The organism is Streptomyces sp. NPDC002619, assembly GCF_042889305.1.
Lineage (GTDB): Bacteria > Actinomycetota > Actinomycetes > Streptomycetales > Streptomycetaceae > Streptomyces.
In genome coordinates this window covers 1-19,245 of record NZ_JBIAQV010000030.1, presented here as the reverse complement: position 1 = coordinate 19,245, position 19,245 = coordinate 1, and the positions used below count along the sequence as shown (strand labels likewise).

Genomic DNA, 19,245 nt, shown 5'->3' with positions numbered 1-19,245 from the left:
GGGGGGGGGTCGGCGCGGGCGGGGGCCGCGAGCCCGGCCGCGCGCGGGGGGGGCGCCGGGCGGGGCTGGCGGGGGGGGGGGGGCGCGGGGGGGGGCCCCCCCCCCGCGCCGGGATGTTCATGTGCCGCATCTCTGAAGGTCACTCAAAGCACGGTGCGGCAACACCAACGGCGCATCCACTGAGCGCCGTCCACGACGCCACGTACGGAAAGAAGTCCGCCAGTGCCGCTTCCCTCTGCCCCCAGCGCCCCGCGACCGCGCCACGCGGCACGGCGCGGTGCCGCTGTCCTCGCTCTGGCCACGGCGCTCAGCATCGGCGCCGGGATGATGACGACCGCTCAGGCGCTCACGCCCGAACAGCTCGTGTCGGCCCCCGTCGAGGCGGCGAAGCCCGGCAGCCCCGGCCACGGACTGATCCCGAGCACTCCCGGACAGTCGATCGTCACCCGTGAGACCCGCACGCCGATCGCGCCCGGCCTGAACCTCACCCGCTTCGACCGTTTCGAGGCCGACGGGTGGGTCCGGGGGCAGGTACTCGTCGCGGACCTCGCCGACGACCGGCTCAGCGTGGACTACATCTCTTCCGGCACGGTCACCGGGAAGTCCCGAGTGACCGAACAGGCCGGGCGCACCGGTGCCGTTGCCGCGATCAACGGCGACTACTTCGACCTGAACGACACCGAGGCGCCGGTCGGCGCGGCCGTCTCGCGCAAGGACGGCCTGGTCAACTCGCCCACTCCGGGCCGCAATCAGACCGTCGCCATCGGCGCGGACGGCCTCGGCAGGCTCGCCCAGGTGTTCCTGGAGGGCGAGGTGACGGTCGGTGGCACGCAGCACCTGAAGCTGTCCGGCGTCAACTCGCCGGTCCTGGCGGCCGGCGGCATCGGCCTGTTCACCGACCAGTGGGGGCCGTCCCCGCGTACCAAGCCTGTCAGCGGCGCGGACCGGGTCACCGAGGTCTGGCTGCGCGACGGCAAGGTCACCGAGGTGCACACGTCCGTCAGCAGCGGCCCGATCCCGGCGGGCACCAGCGTGCTGCTGGGCCGGGAGGCGGGCGCCGACGCGCTGGCCGGACTCGTACCCGGGGACGCGGTCAACGTCGCCTACCGCCCGCGCGCCGACTTCGGCGACGTGGCGGTGGCCGTGGGCGGCGGCCAGGTGCTGGTCGCGGACGGCGAGGTGAAGCACTTCACCGACGGCGACACCGTCACCGCCACCTCGCGCACCAGCGTGGGCTTCTCCGCCGACGGCCGCACCATGTACCTGGTGGCGATCGACGGCAAGCAGACGAACAGCCGCGGCATGGACCTCAACGAGCTGGGCGCCTTCATGAAGGGCCTCGGCGCCCAGAACGCGCTGAACATGGACGGCGGCGGCTCGACCACCATGGCCGCCCGGCTGCCCGGCGAGAGCACGACCGGCCTCATCAACAGTCCCTCGGACGGCTCGGAGAGACAGGTCGCCAACGGCCTCGGCCTGTTCGCGGAGCCCGGCTCCGGCACGGTGCGCGGCTTCCGCGTCGTGCCCGCACTCTCCGCGGACCGTTCCGACAGGGTCTTCCCGGACCTGCACCGCACCGTGCGGGCGCTCGCCCACGACGAGACGTACGCGCCGGTGCCCGCCGGCCGGGTGCACTGGCGCGGCGACGACCAGGTGTCGGTCCGGTCCGGACAGGACGCCACCGCCGTCGTCACCGGCAAACACGACGGCACCACCCGCCTGGTGGCGTCCTCGGGCAACGGTGCCACCGGCTCGGCGGAGCTGACCGTGCTGGCGCCCGCGGTCCGGATCGCCCCGACCAGCAGCCTCGTGGCGCTCGACGGCGTCGAGGACACCGCCCGCCTGACGGTCACCGGCTATGACGCCCTCGGCGACTCCGCCCCGATCGAGGCGTCCGACGTGAAGGTCACCGGTGGCGACGCAGTCGTCTCGGTACAGCCCGCCGACGACGCGACGTTCGCCGTACGGGGCCTGGCCGACGGTGCCTCCACCACGCTGCACCTGACGGTCGGGAAGATGACCACCGACGTGGCCGTCACCGTCGGCCTGGCCGAGAAGACCTTCGCGGACCTCTCCGACGCCGCCTCCTGGACCTCGGCGAACGACCGCGCCCCCGGCGGCTCGGTCACCCCTGCCGACGGCCACGACGGAGCACCGGGCCTGAAGCTGACGTACGACTTCACCAAGTCCACCGCCACCCGCGGCCAGTACGCCGTGCCGCCGCAGCAGATCCAACTGCCGGGCCAGCCGCAGGCCGTCACCATGTGGATCAACGGCGACGGCAACGGTGAGTGGCCCCGGCTGCAGTACCGCACGGGCGCGGGCGTGACCGCCAACCTCGACGGGCCGCTGATTACCTGGACCGGCTGGCGCAAGGTCGAGTTCCCGGTGCCCGTCGGCACCCCCTATCCGCTCACGTTCCAGCGGGTACGGCTGCTGGAGACCAGCGCGGCCCGCTCGTACACCGGCCAGGTCACCGTCAGCGACCTGAAGGTCAAGGTCGCCCCCGACGTGGAGCTGCCCGCCCAGCCGAAGGTCGCCGACCCGGTGGTGGTGACCAACGGCACCGTCGACGGTCGTCCGCTGCGCGTCGCCGTCATGTCCGACGCCCAGTTCGTCGCCCGAGACCCGAACAGCCCGCAGGTCCAGGCGGCCCGCCGGACCCTCGCCGAGATCGCCGACGCCAAGCCGGACCTGCTGATCATCGACGGCGACCTCGTCGACGAGGGCTCACCGGCCGACTTCGCGCTCGCCCGCACGCTGCTCGACGAGTTCGACGCCCGCACCGGCGGCACCGTGCCGTGGCACTACGTCCCCGGCAACCACGAAGTGATGGGCTCCGGCACCACCGTCAACTTCAAGGCCGCCTTCGGTGACACGACGTCGGTCTTCGATGTCGAGGGCACCCGCTTCATCACCCTGGACTCTTCCAGCGGCACTCTGCGCGGCGGCGGTTTCGCCCAGCTCCAACTGCTGCACGACCAGCTCGAGGCCGCGGCCGCCGACCGATCCGTCAGCGGTGTCGTGGTGTTGGAGCACCACCCGACCGAGGACCCCCTGCCGGACAAGGCCAGCCAGCTCGGCGATCGCAAGGAGGCCGCGCTGGTCGAGCAGTGGCTCGCCGACTTCCGGGCCGACGGCCACAAGTCCGCCGCGTTCGTCGCCGGCCACGTCGGCGCGTTCTCCGCGACCTCGATCGACGGCGTCCCGTACTTGGTGAACGGCAACTCCGGCAAGAATCCCGCCAGTACGTCCGACAACGGTGGTTTCACCGGCTGGACGATGCTGGGCATCGATCCGGCGGGCGGACGCATCAAGGACCCGTTCGACGTGCCGTCCGACGACTCCGAGACCTGGCTGCGGGCGGAGGTGCACGCGCGTGCCGACGCGGTGAACCTCAGCGCGCCGGACACCCTCACGGTCGGCGACCGGGCCGAGGCGTCCGCGACGCTCACGCAGGACGGCACCCGTACCGTCCCGGTGGCCTGGCCGGTCAGCGCCAACTGGTCCGGCACCCGCGTCCACGTGGCGGACCCCGACGGCGAGCAGGGCAACCACTACGGCGATCAGGTCGTCTCCTACGACCCGGCCACGGGAGCCCTGACCGCGCTGCGCACCGGCACCGCGGTGCTGCGTGTGACGGTCAACGGCGTCACCGCCGAGCGGACGATCACGGTGCGACGGCCCTGATCGTGCGGGATGCCCTGCAATTGTTCGCCGACTGTTCTCTGCACAGTCCCCCTCGCCGTGGAAACGAGAGGAAATCATGATCCACAAGAACATCCGGTCCGCCGCGCGGACACGCGTCCTGCTGAGTACCGCCGCCGTACTCGCCGTCGTCACCTCGGGCGGGATCTGGGAGACGGCGCAGGCCGCCCCGCCCGCCCCCACGACAGCCGCCGCAGCCCTGAACACCCCCACGTGGACGACGCAGACGGTCGCGCCGGGCGTGCAGGTGCGCAGCGCCACCATCGACAACGCCGCCGCCGAGCCGTTCTGGACGGTCACCGTCCAGGCCCCGACCACCGGCCGCCTCAGCGGCGCCGCGACCTGGGCGGCAGTCGGGCCGCAGCCCTGGGCCGACACCACGGCGCAGCAGTTGCGTGCCGGCGGCTTCGAACCGCGGGTGGAGACGGTGCGCTGGCCCGGCTACGCCGACACCCCGCGGGGTGTCATGGGCGTGCGGGTGAGGATCGGCTCGTACGCCACCCAGGCGGACGCCCAGGCCGCGGCCCGGGCTGTCACGGCGGCGGGCTTCCACACCTCGGTCGACTGGACGGGCTACGACGCCGAGCAGCCCGCCGACCGGGAGAACGTGCACGTCGCGGTCATCGATCCGCATGCCTTCACCGGCACCGTGGAGGGCACCCATGACGGCAACGTCGCGCAGCGAGTGACCACGTCGTCGGTCGCTGCGAAGCTCGGCTCTCTGGTCGGCGTCAACGCCGGGTTCTTCGTCACCTCCAACGCGGATGGCGTCCAGGGAACGCAGTCGGGCCTCAGCGCGGATCGCGGGCGGCTGGAGTCGATGGCCGCCGGATCGCGGGCGGCGCTGATCATCGGGGACGGCGGCCGGCACGTGCGGGTGGCGGACCTGACGACGACCGTTACGGTGCACACGGGCGCGGCCCGCTACCAGGCCCAGGGCATCAACCGGGTGCCAGGCCTCATCCGGGACTGCGGACGTCCGGGAGGGACCCCGAGCGAACTGCCCTGGCAGGACGTCACATGCCACGCAACGGACGATCTGGTGCTGTTCACCAGCGAGTTCGGGGCGCCGCTGCCCACGGGACCCGGCACACAGGTCGTGTTGGACGGCGCCGGACGTGTGGTGTCGGCGGGTTCGCGCGGGGGCACGGTTCCGGCCGACGCAACGGTGCTCCAGGGCATCGGATCGGCCGCCGACTGGCTGACCGCTCACGCCCGGACCGGACAGCGGCTCGGCGTGTCGGAGGTCATCCGCGACACGGAGGGCCGACGCGTGCGGCTCGACGGCGACGACAGCATCGTCAGCGCCGCGCCCACCCTCGTGCGTGACGGTCGTACCAGCATCGACGCGGCGGCCGAGGGCGTCGTCGACCCGTCCGACCTGTCCTTCGGCTACGCCTGGGCGAACACCCGCCAGCCGCGCACCATGGCCGGTGTCGACTCCAGGGGCCGGCTGATCCTGGCCACGGTGGACGGCCGCCAGTCCGGCGGCAGCGAAGGCTTCACCCTCCAGGAAGCCGCCGCCTTCATGCGCTCGCTCGGCGCCGTGGACGCACTCAACCTCGACGGCGGCGGCTCGACGGCCATGGCCGTCAACGGCGCCCTGGTCAACAAGCCCTCGGACGCGACGGGGGAGCGGGCGGTCGGAGGCACGATCCAGGTACTGCCGGGCCAGACCGACTGACCCGGCACCACGACGGCTCCCCGCAATCCTCGCCACGGTTGCGGGGAGCCATCTCCGCGACACCGCGGTACCACCCGTTCGTTCATACCGGGCGACTCCGATGACGGGAATCCGGCGAGGCTGCGTGCCCGCCTGTTCGCGCGTTTCGACGAGTTCCTCGCGGAACGAGACGCCGGAATCCGCACTTGGCCTGACTTGTCCGTCGGCCCGCACACCGCCCGCCGCAGCCTTGTGGGTGCCCGCTGCTCAGAACGCCCACCGGGTGTGGGTGTATACCCCGTCGTCCCGACCGAAGCCGTACGCGGTGGCCGGGGCCACGGCGAACACCACCGCGTCCCCTTTCCGGATTGCATCCCCGATCCCGTGGAAGGTGCCCTCGGGCGAGGTGATGTGCGGCCCGTACTTCGCCTCGTACGCGGCGATCACCTCCTCCAGCACCGCCGGATCGGCAACCGGCTCCGCTGTGCCCTCGATGACGAGGTCGAGCCCTTCGGTAAGCGCGTTTCCTCCGGTGGTCACCGCGCAGTGCGCATCATGGGCGAGGTTCCTCGCCTTCTGCTCTCCCGGGCCGGTGGAGAAGTACAGCACCCCGTCGTGCCACGCGGCGATCACGGGAGTGACGTGGAGGCGGCCGTCGGGCCGCACCGTGGACACCCAGAAGATCTCGGCGGCCTCCAACTGCCGCTGAGCCTCGGCCCACTCGGTGGCGGTGACGTCCGCGGCACCCGGCCGCGGATTGAGCGCGGAGCTGTAACGGGCGTCGAGCTCGGCCGTGGGTTGCTTCGCGGGTCCCTGTGTCGGCATGGCGGAACTCCTTCCTCACTTCCCCCGATAACGACCGGCTGCCCGCGCCGAAATCATCGCCACGCCCGTATGCGTCCGGCGGAAGTGTTCTGGGTTGGCTCACGTGACTGTGCGGGGGCGGAGTTATCGGGTGAATGAGAGCAGTGGGTCCCAGCCGGTCACTGATGCCGCGACGAGCCCGGTCGCCGCGTAGCGGACCGCCGGCCTGTTTGTTGTATCTGGGCCTCGGCGCGGTGCCTCCTGAGGCGATTGGCGCCGACTCGACCGTGTGCCAGGCCTTGTTGTCCTCGGGGTCGGACTTCGGCGGACAGCCGCCAGGGATGCCGTCGGTGCGGGCCGCCAGGATGTCGTGGACCGCGGCGGGCAGCGCGGGCGGGGCCCACGGCAGGCCTCCGCAAGGATCGACTATCACCTGCACGTTCATCCCATTGCGATGACGGTTGCCAGAGTCGTATGGCCGGTCGGCAGCGATTCGGTCGATGGGCAGCAGCGTGCGGTCCCGACGCGGAAACCGGCGGTGAGCTGGGCGCAGCGGTCCCTGCGCCGCACCGTCTCGCGAGTTGAGGCCGCGGCCGCACAAGTTGGCCCCCGCGCGGCCCGCCGCCCCGGGATCGGCGGGCCGGCGCTCCGAAGAACGCTCTCGCGGGGTAAACGGAACGTACGCTTCCGGAAGTCGAAACGGAAGACCCCAGCCCTATTGACCCTCAACAAGCACAGACGCACCCTGAACCCCACGCACCGCTAGGGAGCACAGCATGAGCCGAGCCACCAGCACACATCGGGTCGTCGAGTACTGGACGGACAGGGGCACCCACGTCATCTTTCCCGTCGAACGAAGTGAAGAAGTTGACCGCATGAGCGACGAGCAGCTGATCAGAAAGTACGGAGACCCCGAAGACGGAGCAGTCACGCGCATCGTCCAGTAGGTGACTGCTCCGGGGTCACGCCTCAGAGCGGCCACCACCACGCCAGCGTCTCCCTCGCCGGCGCACCGTCGCCCGGACTTCCCCGGGCGGCTGAGAGCCATCTGAGCACCTGTCTGTCGTGGCTGTACCAGGTGCCGGTCGGTCACTTTCCGGTGAGGTGTGCGGTCAGGCGGGACAACAGGGCAACGCAGTCGCGCAGTTGGTCCTGCTCTTCGGGGCTGAACGTGTCACGGACGGCGGCATTGAGGGCGCGGGCGCGTTGCGCCCGTTCCCGCTGCAGGCGGGCGCGGCCGCTGTCCGTGATGTGCAACAGAAGTTTGCGGCCGCGCATGCCGTCATCCACCCCGACATCCCGCGCATGGCCAACATCGGATTCCTCGTCGACGATGTCCTCTTCCACCCCGGGGACGCGCTCACCGTCCCCGACGCCACCGTGGATACGCTGCTGCTTCCGGTGCACGGTCCCTGGTCCTCCACCGGACAGCTGATCGACTACGTGCGTGAAGTCGCCCCACAGGACATCTACGCCATCCACGACGGTGCCCTGAACGACGTGGGCAACGCGATGGTCGGCGGCTTCCTGGGTGAACACGGCCCCGGAACCACAGCGCGCTACCACCACCTGACCCCAGGCACGACCACCCACATCGTCTGAGCCCCCAACAGCGCCACCCTGCCGAGTTCTGGGCAAGGAGTCGTTGTTGCGGGAATCCCGGCGGCTGACAGTGAGCGCTGGACTGCGGGTAGCCCACGGAGCGGCCCTGCGACGAGCGGTCCGAACGGGCGGCGGAACCGTAAAATTGCCTTAAGGGCATGAACTGGTCGCTTGGGGTGCATTGCACCACTGCATCTCCGCTTGCCCGGCCGGGTTTCCTTTCCCAGGGGTATCGTGACGGTCCCATGTCGGGGTCCAATGGTGATGGACAAGCTCTTCCGCACCTGCACCGGTCAGAAGAGGCACGCGATGGATCTATGGCTGATCTGGTTGATCGTCGCAGCCGTGTTGGCTGTGGCAGAGATCTTCACCCTTACTGCTGCGCTCGGAATGCTGAGTGCGGCCGCGTTGGTCACGGCGGTATCCGCCGCGGTCGGGCTGCCGCTGCCCTTCCAGTTCCTGGTGTTCACCACTGTCGCTACAGCCACCGTGCTGTTCGTGCGCCCCATTGCACTGCGCCACGTGCTCCAGCCGCAAGTGCAGCGGTTTGGCGTAGACGCGCTGGTCGGCAAGGCTGCCTATGTCGTCTCGGAGGTGACGGGCCAAGGCGGCAGGGTCCGTATCGACGGCGAGGAATGGACGGCCCGCGCATACGACGACACGCTGGTGATTCCTGCTGGAAAGACCGTCGACGTCATAGAGATCAGCGGTGCCACCGCGATCGTCTACCCCCGGGACTGAAACCATGGAAACCTCGGCGTTCCTCGTTGCCGGACTGATCGTCGCGCTCTTCGCGGTATTCACCGTGATGCGGGCGGTCCGTATCGTGCCCCAAGCACGCGCACGTAATGTCGAGCGACTCGGCCGCTACCACCGGACCCTGAACCCTGGCCTCAGCCTTGTCATCCCTTACATCGACCGCGTTCATTCGGTGATCGACCTGCGGGAACAGGTCGTCTCCTTCAAACCGCAGCCGGTCATCACCGAGGACAATCTGGTCGTCGAGATCGACACCGTGTTGTACTTCCAGGTCACCGACCCACGAGCGGCCTTCTATGAGATCGCGAACTTCCTTCAGGCGGTCGAGCAGCTCACCGTCACCACCTTGCGCAATGTCGTGGGATCCATGGACCTGGAAAAGACGCTCACCTCACGGGACACCATCAACAGCCAGCTCCGTGGCGTGCTGGACGAGGCCACCGGCAAGTGGGGGCTGAGGGTCAACCGGGTGGAGATCAAGGCCATCGATCCGCCGCAGACCATCAAGGACGCGATGCAGAAGCAGATGCGAGCCGAGCGTGACAAGCGGGCCGCGATTCTCGGGGCCGAGGGGCAACGCCAGTCGCAGATTCTCATGGCCGAAGGCGACAAGCAGGCCGCTGTCCTGCGCGCGGAGGGTAACCGTACCGCTGCGATCCTCCAGGCCGAGGGCCAGTCGCGGGCCATCGACGAGGTGTTCCAGGCCGTGCATCGCAACGACCCCGACCCCAAGCTGCTCGCCTACCAGTACCTCCAGATGCTGCCTCAACTCGCGCAAGGCTCGGGCAGCACCTTCTGGGTGATCCCCAGCGAGGTCACCTCCGCACTCCAGGGCGTGTCCCGTGCCTTCAGCGAGGTGCTGCCGCAGTCGCCGGCCACGCGCGAGAAACCCTCGGACGACATGGCCGCCGAGGCGGCCAGTGACACGGCGCAGGCCGCAGAAGCCGCTGCCGCGGCCCTCGCCGACGCGGCCAAGGCCGAGGGCGTCACCTCCGACGCCTTCCGGTCCGCCCCCCTCGCTGACGGCGGGTGACAATCACCGGGCATCCAGCACGCCATCAGCCGACGCGAGGACAGGGTGTCGGGCCCGATCGCTGTGTGGAGCACGGGCCGTCCACCGGAAGGAGTGGGCTCTCTGTACTGCTCGCGCACCGATGCGGCCCGTGCATACTCAACTGGAAGCGGCCGTGGCCGAGTTGGCCGGGGTCCAGAGCGGTCCGCTCACTCTGGAGCAGGCGTTCGCACACCTCGTTGCGCCGGCCGCGGCCCTGGTGCGGCTCTGACGCTGTCACATCCCAGCCGCGCACGCGTCCGGGAGGAGTCGCAGGTGGAAGGACCGAGACCCTTGTTCAAGGATTGAGAGGAATGAACGACGCGATCGGGCGGCTGTGGTCGGCGTCACGACCGCCGAACCCACACGATGCGAGGTTGGCATGGCCTCCCTGTCCGACGACTACACGGGGCAGACCGCGTGCGGCAAAGACACGCACACCCCGCTGCGTGACTTCCTGCGCACCGAGACGGGGAGCGCCGCCGTCCTGGTCACAGCGGCGCTCGTCGCGCTCGTCTGGGCCAATGCGGCACCGCACGTGTACGAGGCGTTCTGGCACACCCACCTCTCGGTCCGGCTCGGCTCCCACGGGCTCTCGCTCGACCTGCGCGAATGGGTGAACAGCGGGCTGATGACCGTGTTCTTCCTCGTCGTCGGCCTCGAGGCCCGCCGCGAGTTCGACATGGGCGAGCTGCGCGACCGCAAGCGACTCGCGCTGCCCCTCGCCGCGGGTGTCAGCGGAATGCTCGTCCCCATCGCGATCTACCTCGCCGTCAACGCCGGCCACGGCACCGCGCAGGGCTGGGGCGCGGCGATGTCGACCGACACCGCCTTCGCGCTGGGCATGCTGGCCGTCGTCGGACGCCGTATGCCGGCCGGGCTCAGGGTCCTCATCCTCACCATCACCGTCGTCGACGACTTCCTGGCCCTGAGCGTCATCGCCGTCGCCTACAGCGACCGCATCAGGGTGCCGGCGCTGCTGGCCGCCGTCGGCACCTTCGCCGTGATCCTCCTCGTACGGCGGCTCGGCGTGCGCCGCGGCGCCGTGTACGCGGTCCTGGCGGTCATTGCCTGGGTGGCCCTGCTCGAATCGGGAGTTGACCCCGTGGTCATCGGCCTCGCCATGGGACTGCTCACCTACGCCTACCCGGCCTCCAGAAGCGACCTGGAACGCGCCACCAGCCTCTTCCGGCTCTTCCGCGAACAGCCCACCCCGGAACTGGGGCGCTACGCACGCGCCGGAATCGTCTCCGCCGTCTCCCAGAACGACCGGCTGCAGCGCATCTACCACCCGTGGGCGAGCTATGCCGTCGTCCCGCTGTTCGCCCTGGCCAACGCCGGCATCGAGATCAGCGGCGACCAGCTGTCACGGGCCTTCGGCTCGCCGGTCACCCTGGGCATTCTCCTCGGCTACGTCCTGGGCAAACCGCTCGGCATCGTCGGAGCCTGCGCCCTGGCCACGGTCCTGTCGCGCGGCCGCGTACGGCCGCCGGTCGGCTGGGGAGCCGTGATGACCGGAGGCACACTGGCCGGCGTCGGCTTCACCGTCTCCCTGCTCATCGCGACACTCGCCTTCGACGGCACTCGGCTGGAGGACGCCAAGACCGGCATCCTGAGCGCTGTGCTCGCCTCGTTCCTGGTCAGCCGCCTCGTCACCGCCGTGGTCGGGGCCCTTCCCGGGCCCGTGCGACTGCGGGCCCTGCTCGGCAGGGCCGAGACCATCGTCGACCTCGCGGTACCGGTGGACCCCGACCGCGACCACATCCGCGGCCCGCGCCGGGCGCCGGTGACCGTGGTGGAGTACGGCGACTACGAGTGCCCGTTCTGCGGGCAGGCCGAGCCCGTCGTGCGTGAACTCCTCGGCGACTTCGAGGACGTGCGCTACGTATGGCGTCACCTCCCGCTCACGGACGTCCACGTCCACGCCCAGCTCGCCGCCGAAGCCGCGGAAGCGGCCGCCGCGCAGGGACGGTACTGGGACATGCACGATGTGCTGCTCGGCCACCAGGGCGCCCTGCGCCTCGACCACCTGCGGGGCTACGCGGCGGAGACCGGGCTGAACGTGGCCCGCTTCGAGCGGGACCTGCGTGCCCACGCCGGTGCGGCACGCGTCGCCGAGGACGTCGACTCGGCCGATCTCAGCGGTGTCACGGGCACACCCACGTTCTTCGTCAACGGCCGCCGGCACCATGGCGCGTACGACATCGCGAGCCTGTCGGCCGCGGTACGAGCGGCCCGCGACCGGGCAGCCGTGGCCGCCTGACGCGACCGCCCGCAGCCGGTCCACGGCACGCCCCAGCCTGTTGTGGTTCGTGCGCTAGGACCGCAAGAACTCGAGGAGGTCGGGGTTGAGGATCTCGGGATGGGTCGACAGCATCCCGTGCGGGAAACCTTCGTAGCTCTTCAGGGTTCCGTTCTTCAAGAGCCTCACCGACAGCGGTCCCGCATCCGCATAGGGGACGATCTGGTCGTCGGTGCCATGGGCGACGAGAACGGGGACGTCGATCTGCTTCAGGTCCTCGTTGAAGTCGGTCTCGGAGAACGCCTTGATGCATTCGTAGTGGGCGTTGGCGCCACCCATCATGCCCTGTCGCCACCAGTTGTCCACCAGCCCCTGTGACACCTTTGCGCCGGGCCGGTTGAAGCCGTAGAACGGGCCCGAGGGGACGTCGATGTAGAACTGCGAGCGATTGGCGGCGAGAGCTGTACGCATCTCGTCGAAGGCCTCGATCGGCAGGCCGCCCGGGTTGGAGTCCGACTTGACCATGATGGGCGGCACCGCGCTGACCAGCACTGCCTTCGCCACACGGCCCGGCTTGGCGCGGGCGACGTAGCGCGTAACCTCGCCACCGCCGGTCGAGTGCCCGACGTGGAAGGCGCCCTGGAGATCGAGCGCGTCGGTCAGAGCGGCCACGTCGGAGGCGTAGGTGTCCATGTCGTGGCCGGTCGCCGTCTGGGTGGAGCGGCCGTGGCCGCGGCGATCGTGAGCGATCACCCGGTAACCGTGTCCCAGGAAGAACAGCATCTGGTTGTCCCAGTCGTCGGCACTCAGCGGCCAACCGTGGTGGAAGACGATCGGTTGACCGTCGCGGGGACCCCAGTCCTTGTAGAAGATGACCGTGCCGTCGTCGGTGGTGACTGTGCCCATTGCTGAAACCTTCCGCTTGATCAGCTGAAGTCCGCGGGAGCGTACGCGCCGCGAGCAAGGAGGACGTGATGCAGCATGTCGAGGCGGCGGGCCTTTCCCCGTGCTGAGCGGCAGCCGCTGCACCCTCGGCAACCGTACGCTCGTCTTGGCCACGGGACACTTCGGGCTGGTGCCCTACCTGGTTTCGCCGTGGCCGTGACGTCGGGCGGCGAGCGCGAGGACCAGCCGGTCCGGAAACTCGGGCAGGAGGGTGGGGACCTGGCCCAGAGCGGGGGAGACCTGGCCGTCGGTTCGGGTGAGCCGGCCGAGGCGGGGCGGGCGGTGGACGTCAGGCGTGGCGGGAGCCGGGAACGACGAGTCCTGATTCGTACGCGGTGATGACGGCCTGGGTACGGTCGCGCAGGCCGAGTTTGGCCAGGACGCGGCTGACGTGGGTCTTGACGGTCTCCTCCGTGACGATCAGCCGGGTGGCGATCTCCGGGTTCGACATGCCGTCCGCCACCAGCCGCAGGACCTGCGTCTCACGTGGTGTCAGCGCGCGGAGCGCGGGAGGCGGGGGAGTCGGTGCCGGTCGGGTCCGCGCGAACTCGCTGATGAGTTTTCGGGTGACCGACGGCGCGAGCAGGGCCTCGCCCGCCGCGATGACCCGCACCGCGTCGAAGAGCCGCTCCGCGGTGGCGTCCTTGAGCAGGAAGCCGCTGGCCCCTGCGCGCAGTGCGTCGTAGACGTATTCGTCGAGATCGAACGTCGTCAGTATGAGGATCCGAGGTTCGTCGAACCCAGGCCTGCCATCTGCTTCGCTCAGTCGGCGTGTCGCCTCGATTCCGTCCATCCCCGGCATACGGATGTCCATCAGTACCACGTCCGGTGCGAGCTCGCGGCAGATGCGCACCGCCTCGATCCCGTCGTGCGCGGTTCCTACGACAGTGAAGTCGCCCTGCGTGTCGAGCAGCGCCGCGAAGCCTGCGCGCACCACCTCGTGGTCGTCGGCCACGACGATCCGCACGGCCTGGGCCGCTCCAGGGTCGTTCATCGGCTCGTCTCCGTCTTCGTGGGCAGCCGTGCCTGGACGAGGAATCCGGTTCCCGACGCGGCGCCGGCCCGCAGTTCGCCGCCGACGGCCGCGGCTCGCTCGCGCATGCCGAGCAGTCCGTGGCCGGTGGCTGCGTCCGCGGAATCCGGGCCGGGGCCGTTGTCGCGGATCCGCAGGTGCAGGGCGTCTGCGGTGTAGTGGACTTCGACGTCGACGGCCGCGCCCGGTGCGTGGCGTCGGGCGTTGGTGAGGGCTTCCTGGACGATGCGGTACGCGGCCAGCTCGACGCCGGGGTCGAGCGGCACCAGCGGGCCACGGAAGATGAGGCGTGCGGTGGTTCCCGACACGTCGCGCGACTCGTCGAGCAGTTCGATCAGCTGGCCGACGCCCGGCTGGGGACGCAGGCCAGCGGCGGCGGGGCCGGTGTCTTCGCGCAGCACACCGAGCAGTCGGCGCATCTCCGTCAGGGCGTCGCGCGCGGTGTCGCCGATCGCCGACAGGCGTTCGGCTCCGGCGGCGGGCATCCCTGGCGTCGTCAGCCGGGCTGTCTCCGCCTGGACCGCAAGTATGGAGATATGGTGTGCGACGACATCGTGGAGTTCGCGTGCGATCCGGGCGCGTTCGCCGCGCGCGGTGTGTTCGATCAACGTTCCGGCAACGGCTTCGCGTGCGGCGATGTGGATGCGGGCCTCGCTCTGGGCCCGTCGCGCCAGACCCGTCAGCGCGACTGCCGGAGCCAGGGCCGCGAGCGACGCGGTCAGGAACGCCACTTCACTGGACGTGGGACGCGGCCCGGTGAGAGCGAGCACGAGGTACGGCGCGGCGAGGACCAAGGAGAGCCACAAGGCGCTCGCGAGGCGATACAGGCTCAGCAGCAGGGCGCATGCACCCGCGATCGGCAGCGTGTGGAACAACGAGAGCGACAGGACGGTCGTCACGGTCGAGGCGAGGGCAGCCGCTCCGGGGCGCAGCACCGCAAGCGGCAGCGTCGTCGCCAACGCGAGCAGGACAAGGACCGTCGCCTGCTGCAGAAGTGCACCACTCGTCGCGGCGTGCGCGATCGCCTCACCGACTGCGACCGTGGCAAGCAGGACGCCGGAGACGACCGGCATCCGCGGGTCGCTGAGAATCGGCCGCCGGGTCACGCGCCTTATTGTTCCTTGAACGCCAGGGCTCATGCGTCCCTACAGATCGGGACCCGCGTGTCCCTCGTGTGGGGGATGCGCGGCTGCCGCCATCCCCCCTGCCAGCCACGCGAAAGATGGCTGCAAGGCGTGACGTGACCCGCCTGCTGCGTCCCTAGCCTTCTGAGCATGGAAGCCACGATCGAAGTCAACGGGCTGTACAAGCGTTTCGGCCCGACCCGGGCGCTGGACGGGATGACGTTCACTGTCACTCCTGGCACCGTCACCGGGTTCGTCGGCCCCAACGGAGCCGGGAAGAGCACCACGATGCGGGCCGTCCTGGGCCTCGACGCGGTCGAGGAGGGCCGCGCGCTGGTCGGCGGGAAGCCGTATGCGAGCCTGCGTCGTCCGCTGAACCACATCGGATCGCTCCTGGACGCCGCCGCACTGCACCCGACGCGCAGCGCCCGCGGCCACCTGCTGTGGCTGGCGCATTCACAGGGGTTGGGCGCCAAGCGCGTCGACGACGTCGTGGCCGCCTGCGGTCTCGAGCCGGCGATTCGACGCAGGGCCGGCGGATATTCGCTGGGGATGCGGCAGCGGCTCGGAATTGCGGCGGCGCTGCTCGGCGATCCGCCGATTCTGATGCTCGACGAGCCCTTCAACGGTCTGGATCCCGAGGGGATCGTCTGGATCCGTGGTTTCCTGCGGGCGCTGGCCGCCGAGGGACGCGCGGTCCTGGTGTCCAGCCATTTGATGAGTGAGCTCCAGGACACGGCCGGGCACCTCGTCGTCGTCGGACGAGGACGCGTCGTCGCGGACACGAGTGTCGCGGAGCTGATCTCGGCGGCGTCCAGCGGGAGGGTCGAGCTGCACACCACGGCGAGGTCCGAGGCGATGACCGCGCTGGCCAACGCCGGGGCCACGGTCGCCGTCACAAGTGCCGACACGCTGACCGTCGCCGGGCTCGCCCCCGAGCAGGTCATCGCGGCTCTCAGCCGACGGAACCTGCCGTTCTCGCACGTGTCGTCGCACCGCGCGACCCTTGAGGAGGCATACATGGAGCTGACCCGGGACGCTGTCGAGTACCGCGCAGCCCCCGCCGACCTCTCCGGGGATCGCGCGGCCGAGGAGCCGACGCGATGACGACGAATACGGAGACGTCAGCTCCCTATCGCTCGACGGTGGTGACCGGACGTGACGGCTTCCTCCCACTGGTCCGCTCCGAGTGGACCAAGTTCCGTACAGTGCGCGGCTGGGTGATCGGGATGGCCTCCGCGGCACTGATCACCGTGCTGATCGGCATCCTCGGGCCGCTCGGGAGCAACTCGCAATGCGTGTCGAGCACCGGCCACGCCTGTGGTCCGGCCCAGTCGCCGCCGCTGGGGCCGGACGGCGAGCCGGTGACCGACGACTTCTCCTTCGTGCATCAGGGCGTGACCGGGGACGGGAGCATCACCGTCCGCCTGTCGTCGATGCTCGGCTACCACTTGGCGTTGAACGCCGCCGGCCCAGCGAAGTCCTTGGCTGACATGCCGCGGGGCTTGCAGCCGTGGGCGCGCGGCGGGGTCATCGTCAAAGCGGGCACGACACCCGGCGCGCCGTACGTGGCGGTCGTGGCGACCGGCGCCAACGGCGTGCGGATGGAGTCGAACTTCACCTCGTCCAAGCTCGCGCCCGGCGGCACCGCCACGGGGAGCGCCATCTCGCCATCGTCCCCGCAGTGGCTGCGCTTGAGTCGAACGGGTGATTCGTTCACCGGCTACGAATCGGCCGACGGAGCGCACTGGACCGCGATCGGTACCGAGACCGTCGCCGGGATCCCGGCGAGCGCGCAGGCAGGGATGCTCGTCTCCTCGCCGGACCACGGCTCGATCACGCACCAGTTCGGCTTGCCGAGCTTCGACAGCTCCCCGAGCTTGGCCGTGGCGACGTTCGACCACGTCGGATTCACCGGCTCATGGACGGGTGGCACCTTCACCGCGCCGCCCGCGGGCCAACAGGACAACGGCCCGGCGGGATCCGCGCTCATGCAGAACACGTATACACGGTCCGGCGGCGTATTCAGCGTGCATGGCTCCGGTGACATCTCGCCGGACACTTCGGGATCGGGGGGCGACAGGAAGTCGATCGAGAGCGGTCTGATCGGGGCGTTCGCCGGACTGATCGCGCTGGTCGTGGTCGCGACGATGTTCATCACCTCGGAGTACCGGCGCGGCCTGATCCGGACGACGTTGAGCGCTACGCCGAGACGCGGGTCTGTGCTCGCGGCGAAGTCCGTGGTGATCGCCGCGGTGGCGTTCGTGGTCGGCCTGGCGGCAGCCGGGACCGCGGTTCCGCTGGTCAAGTCGATGGAGATCGGCAAGGGCAGGTACGTGCTACCGGCGTCGACGGCGACCGAGCTGCGGGTGATCGTGGGAACAGCAGTGCTGCTGGCCCTTGTCGCGGTGTTCGCGGTGGCAGTCGGGACGCTGCTGCGGCGCGGTGCCGGCGCAGTCGCGGCAGTGATCGCCATGGTGGTGCTGCCGTATGTGCTGGCTGTCGCTTCGGTACTGCCGGCGGGGACGTCACAGTGGCTGCTGCGGCTGACGCCGGCTGCCGGGTTCGCTGTGCAGCAGAGTCTGCTGGAGTACCCGGGCTACGCCCAGGCGACGTCCGGGTACACGCCCGCGGCCGGCTACTACCCGTTGGCACCGTGGGCCGGGCTCGCGGTGACCTGCGCCTACACGGCCGTAGCGATGGGGCTGGCTACGTATGTGCTCCGCCGGAGGGACGTATGAGTACCCGCCTCGGCACCGGCGCGGGTGCGGTTCCTCCAAGGACGCCGACCAGCAGCACGACGTCCCTCGCCGACCGATGCCTGACCCTCCGCGACGCCCTCCACGCCGAGTGGACCAAGTTCCGCACGGTGGCCGGGATGCTCTGGCTCGTCGCGGCCGCGGTCGTCCTGACCGTCGGTCTCGGTGTCGTCGCCGACTCCTCCGTCGCCTGCCCGAGCACTGGCTGCCAACTCGACACTGCCAAGGCCAGCTTCACCGGGGTCATGCTCGGACAGGCGATTGTTGCGATGTCGGCCGTGCTGGCGATCGGCGCCGAGTACAGCAGCGGCATGATCCGCACGTCGCTCGCGGCGACGCCGCAGCGCTTGACCGGGTTCGTCGCCAAGATTGTCGTCGTCGGCGGTGTCGTGCTGGCGGTCGCGGTCGTATCCGTCGCGGGAAGCCTGGTCGCTGGACGGCTCATCCTCCCGCACAAGGGCTTCACCGCGGCCAACGGGAACGCGTTGCCATCCCTCACGGACCCCACCCTGCTCCGGGCCACCGTCTGCGCCGTGCTCTACCTCTGTCTCGTCGCTTTGATGAGCCTCGGGATCGGCTACGTCGTCAGGGATTCCGTGGCGGCGATCGGCATCGTCCTCGGCTTGCTGTACCTTTTCCCGATCGTCGCGCAGGTGATCAGCAACCAGACCTGGCACAGGCGTGTGGAACGGCTCGGCCCAATGACATCCGGCCTCGCGGCCCAGACGACCCAGAACATCGCCTCCCAGCCGATCACGCCCTGGCACGGCATCGGCGTGGTTGCGCTCTGGGCTCTGGGAGCGTTGCTCGTCGGTGGGGTCGCACTTCGCATGAGGGACGCCTAGGAGCGTGGGTCGGGCGCGAACAACTGCCTCACGCCATGGCGCTCACGAAGAGCGGTGCGGTCCAGCCGCAACGAGATCGATCCCCAGGTCAGGAATCCGACACCCCAGGGCCCTGCGGTGCCCGCGGACCGGATCTGCCACGCCCAGCAATCGGCTGAGTGGCTGCGAGTTGGGAATCTCGACTGGACACCAATGGGGGATGGCGCAACGTCAGAGCGGTCCGCGGTCGGCGATATGCCAGCGCGTGACGTCCTGGGGGCCGGGCACCGCGGCGTTCAGAGCCGCGTAGACCGTCGGAACTGCGGCCGCGGTCAGGGACCGGAGATCGGGCAACCCGGTGTGCTGGTATCCGTCCTGGGTGTCGCCGATGATTTCCTTGACCACTTCGGAGTGGCGGCCGTCCCAGCCGAAGACCTTCCGCGCGACGGTTCCCGGCAGATCCGGTGCTTCGAGGAAGGCTGCGAAGACGTGCTCCACGTTCACGACCTGGTGACGGGCGGTATTCGCGACGGTCGCCGCGGCCTGCAGCAGATCCATCCCTGTTCTCGGCAGGGGACGCCCGGCTTCAGCCGGGTGGGGAATGCCGTCCTTGGACCTGCGTTGCGGAGCGACGCAGCGTCGCTCCGCGACGCTGCGCTCCCACCCAGGTGCCCGCAGGTGGGAGCGGGTTGTCAGACCCGCGGGCTAGGTTCGTGACCACCGCAGTGCTA

At 70.0% G+C, this 19,245-nt stretch carries 15 protein-coding genes and 2 pseudogenes; 10 read left to right on the top strand and 7 right to left on the bottom strand.

Annotated features, from left to right (window positions below; genetic code table 11):
* Positions 1-222 precede the first annotated feature (222 nt).
* Together ACFYXB_RS32890 and ACFYXB_RS32885 are read left to right on the top strand one after the other, a co-directional pair.
* Positions 223-3,690, top strand: coding sequence for a phosphodiester glycosidase family protein (locus ACFYXB_RS32890; RefSeq protein ID WP_389588546.1), 3,468 nt, complete (start codon positions 223-225; stop codon positions 3,688-3,690).
* A 76-nt stretch (positions 3,691-3,766) separates the two neighbouring features.
* Positions 3,767-5,392: a phosphodiester glycosidase family protein gene (locus ACFYXB_RS32885; protein WP_389588544.1), complete on the top strand. Its 1,626-nt coding sequence runs from the start codon at positions 3,767-3,769 to the stop codon at positions 5,390-5,392.
* A gap of 246 nt (positions 5,393-5,638) precedes the next feature.
* Here the strand turns inward: ACFYXB_RS32885 and ACFYXB_RS32880 are convergent, their stop codons facing one another.
* Both ACFYXB_RS32880 and ACFYXB_RS32875 read right to left on the bottom strand, forming a co-directional pair.
* Positions 5,639-6,196 (bottom strand): pyridoxamine 5'-phosphate oxidase family protein, encoded by a 558-nt coding sequence (locus ACFYXB_RS32880; protein ID WP_389588542.1) that lies wholly within the window; start codon positions 6,194-6,196, stop codon positions 5,639-5,641.
* 319 nt (positions 6,197-6,515) lie between these two features.
* Positions 6,516-6,698, bottom strand: a pseudogene (locus ACFYXB_RS32875) (IS5/IS1182 family transposase); the annotation flags it as partial.
* 253 nt (positions 6,699-6,951) lie between these two features.
* Here ACFYXB_RS32875 and ACFYXB_RS32870 point away from each other — a divergent pair.
* Positions 6,952-7,122: a hypothetical protein gene (locus ACFYXB_RS32870; protein ID WP_351347235.1), complete on the top strand. Its 171-nt coding sequence runs from the start codon at positions 6,952-6,954 to the stop codon at positions 7,120-7,122.
* 142 nt (positions 7,123-7,264) lie between these two features.
* On the opposite strand, the gene ACFYXB_RS32865 is transcribed toward ACFYXB_RS32870, so the two are convergent.
* Positions 7,265-7,453, bottom strand: coding sequence for a hypothetical protein (locus tag ACFYXB_RS32865; protein WP_389588694.1), 189 nt, complete (start codon positions 7,451-7,453; stop codon positions 7,265-7,267).
* Here ACFYXB_RS32865 and ACFYXB_RS32860 point away from each other — a divergent pair.
* From ACFYXB_RS32860 to nhaA, 4 genes and pseudogenes are all read left to right on the top strand, one after another.
* Positions 7,451-7,777: pseudogene (locus ACFYXB_RS32860) on the top strand (MBL fold metallo-hydrolase); the annotation flags it as partial. The gene ACFYXB_RS32865 and the pseudogene ACFYXB_RS32860 overlap by 3 nt on opposite strands.
* Before the next feature lie 309 nt (positions 7,778-8,086).
* Complete coding sequence (locus tag ACFYXB_RS32855) at positions 8,087-8,518, top strand: NfeD family protein (protein WP_389588682.1); 432 nt, start codon at positions 8,087-8,089, stop codon at positions 8,516-8,518.
* A gap of 4 nt (positions 8,519-8,522) precedes the next feature.
* On the top strand, positions 8,523-9,569 hold the full coding sequence (locus ACFYXB_RS32850; RefSeq protein ID WP_389588539.1) for an SPFH domain-containing protein: 1,047 nt from the start codon (positions 8,523-8,525) through the stop codon (positions 9,567-9,569).
* A gap of 400 nt (positions 9,570-9,969) precedes the next feature.
* Positions 9,970-11,850: a Na+/H+ antiporter NhaA gene (nhaA, locus tag ACFYXB_RS32845; RefSeq protein ID WP_389588537.1), complete on the top strand. Its 1,881-nt coding sequence runs from the start codon at positions 9,970-9,972 to the stop codon at positions 11,848-11,850.
* Positions 11,851-11,904: 54 nt separating this feature from the next.
* Here the strand turns inward: nhaA and ACFYXB_RS32840 are convergent, their stop codons facing one another.
* The 3 genes from ACFYXB_RS32840 to ACFYXB_RS32830 form a co-directional block, all read right to left on the bottom strand.
* The gene (locus tag ACFYXB_RS32840; protein ID WP_389588535.1) at positions 11,905-12,735 is read right to left on the bottom strand and encodes an alpha/beta fold hydrolase; all 831 of its coding nucleotides are present in this window, start codon (positions 12,733-12,735) and stop codon (positions 11,905-11,907) included.
* A gap of 328 nt (positions 12,736-13,063) precedes the next feature.
* Positions 13,064-13,768, bottom strand: coding sequence for a response regulator transcription factor (locus ACFYXB_RS32835; RefSeq protein WP_351365525.1), 705 nt, complete (start codon positions 13,766-13,768; stop codon positions 13,064-13,066).
* Complete coding sequence (locus tag ACFYXB_RS32830; protein WP_389588533.1) at positions 13,765-14,913, bottom strand: sensor histidine kinase; 1,149 nt, start codon at positions 14,911-14,913, stop codon at positions 13,765-13,767. The genes ACFYXB_RS32835 and ACFYXB_RS32830 overlap by 4 nt, the downstream gene beginning before the upstream one ends.
* Positions 14,914-15,081: 168 nt before the next feature.
* Between ACFYXB_RS32830 and ACFYXB_RS32825 the strand changes: the two genes are divergently transcribed.
* From ACFYXB_RS32825 to ACFYXB_RS32815, 3 genes are read left to right on the top strand one after another with little or no spacing between them, the layout of a single operon-like run.
* Positions 15,082-16,038, top strand: a complete 957-nt coding sequence (locus ACFYXB_RS32825; RefSeq protein WP_389588530.1) for an ATP-binding cassette domain-containing protein — start codon at positions 15,082-15,084, stop codon at positions 16,036-16,038.
* The gene (locus tag ACFYXB_RS32820; protein ID WP_389588527.1) at positions 16,035-17,672 is read left to right on the top strand and encodes an ABC transporter permease subunit; all 1,638 of its coding nucleotides are present in this window, start codon (positions 16,035-16,037) and stop codon (positions 17,670-17,672) included. Before ACFYXB_RS32825 ends, ACFYXB_RS32820 begins: the two co-directional genes overlap by 4 nt.
* On the top strand, positions 17,669-18,535 hold the full coding sequence (locus ACFYXB_RS32815; RefSeq protein ID WP_389588525.1) for an ABC transporter permease: 867 nt from the start codon (positions 17,669-17,671) through the stop codon (positions 18,533-18,535). The genes ACFYXB_RS32820 and ACFYXB_RS32815 overlap by 4 nt, the downstream gene beginning before the upstream one ends.
* 210 nt (positions 18,536-18,745) lie before the next feature.
* On the opposite strand, the gene ACFYXB_RS32810 is transcribed toward ACFYXB_RS32815, so the two are convergent.
* A complete protein-coding gene (locus tag ACFYXB_RS32810) occupies positions 18,746-19,072 on the bottom strand; it encodes a hypothetical protein (RefSeq protein WP_389588522.1) in 327 nt (108 codons plus the stop codon).
* Between the last annotated feature and the right edge of the window lie 173 nt (positions 19,073-19,245).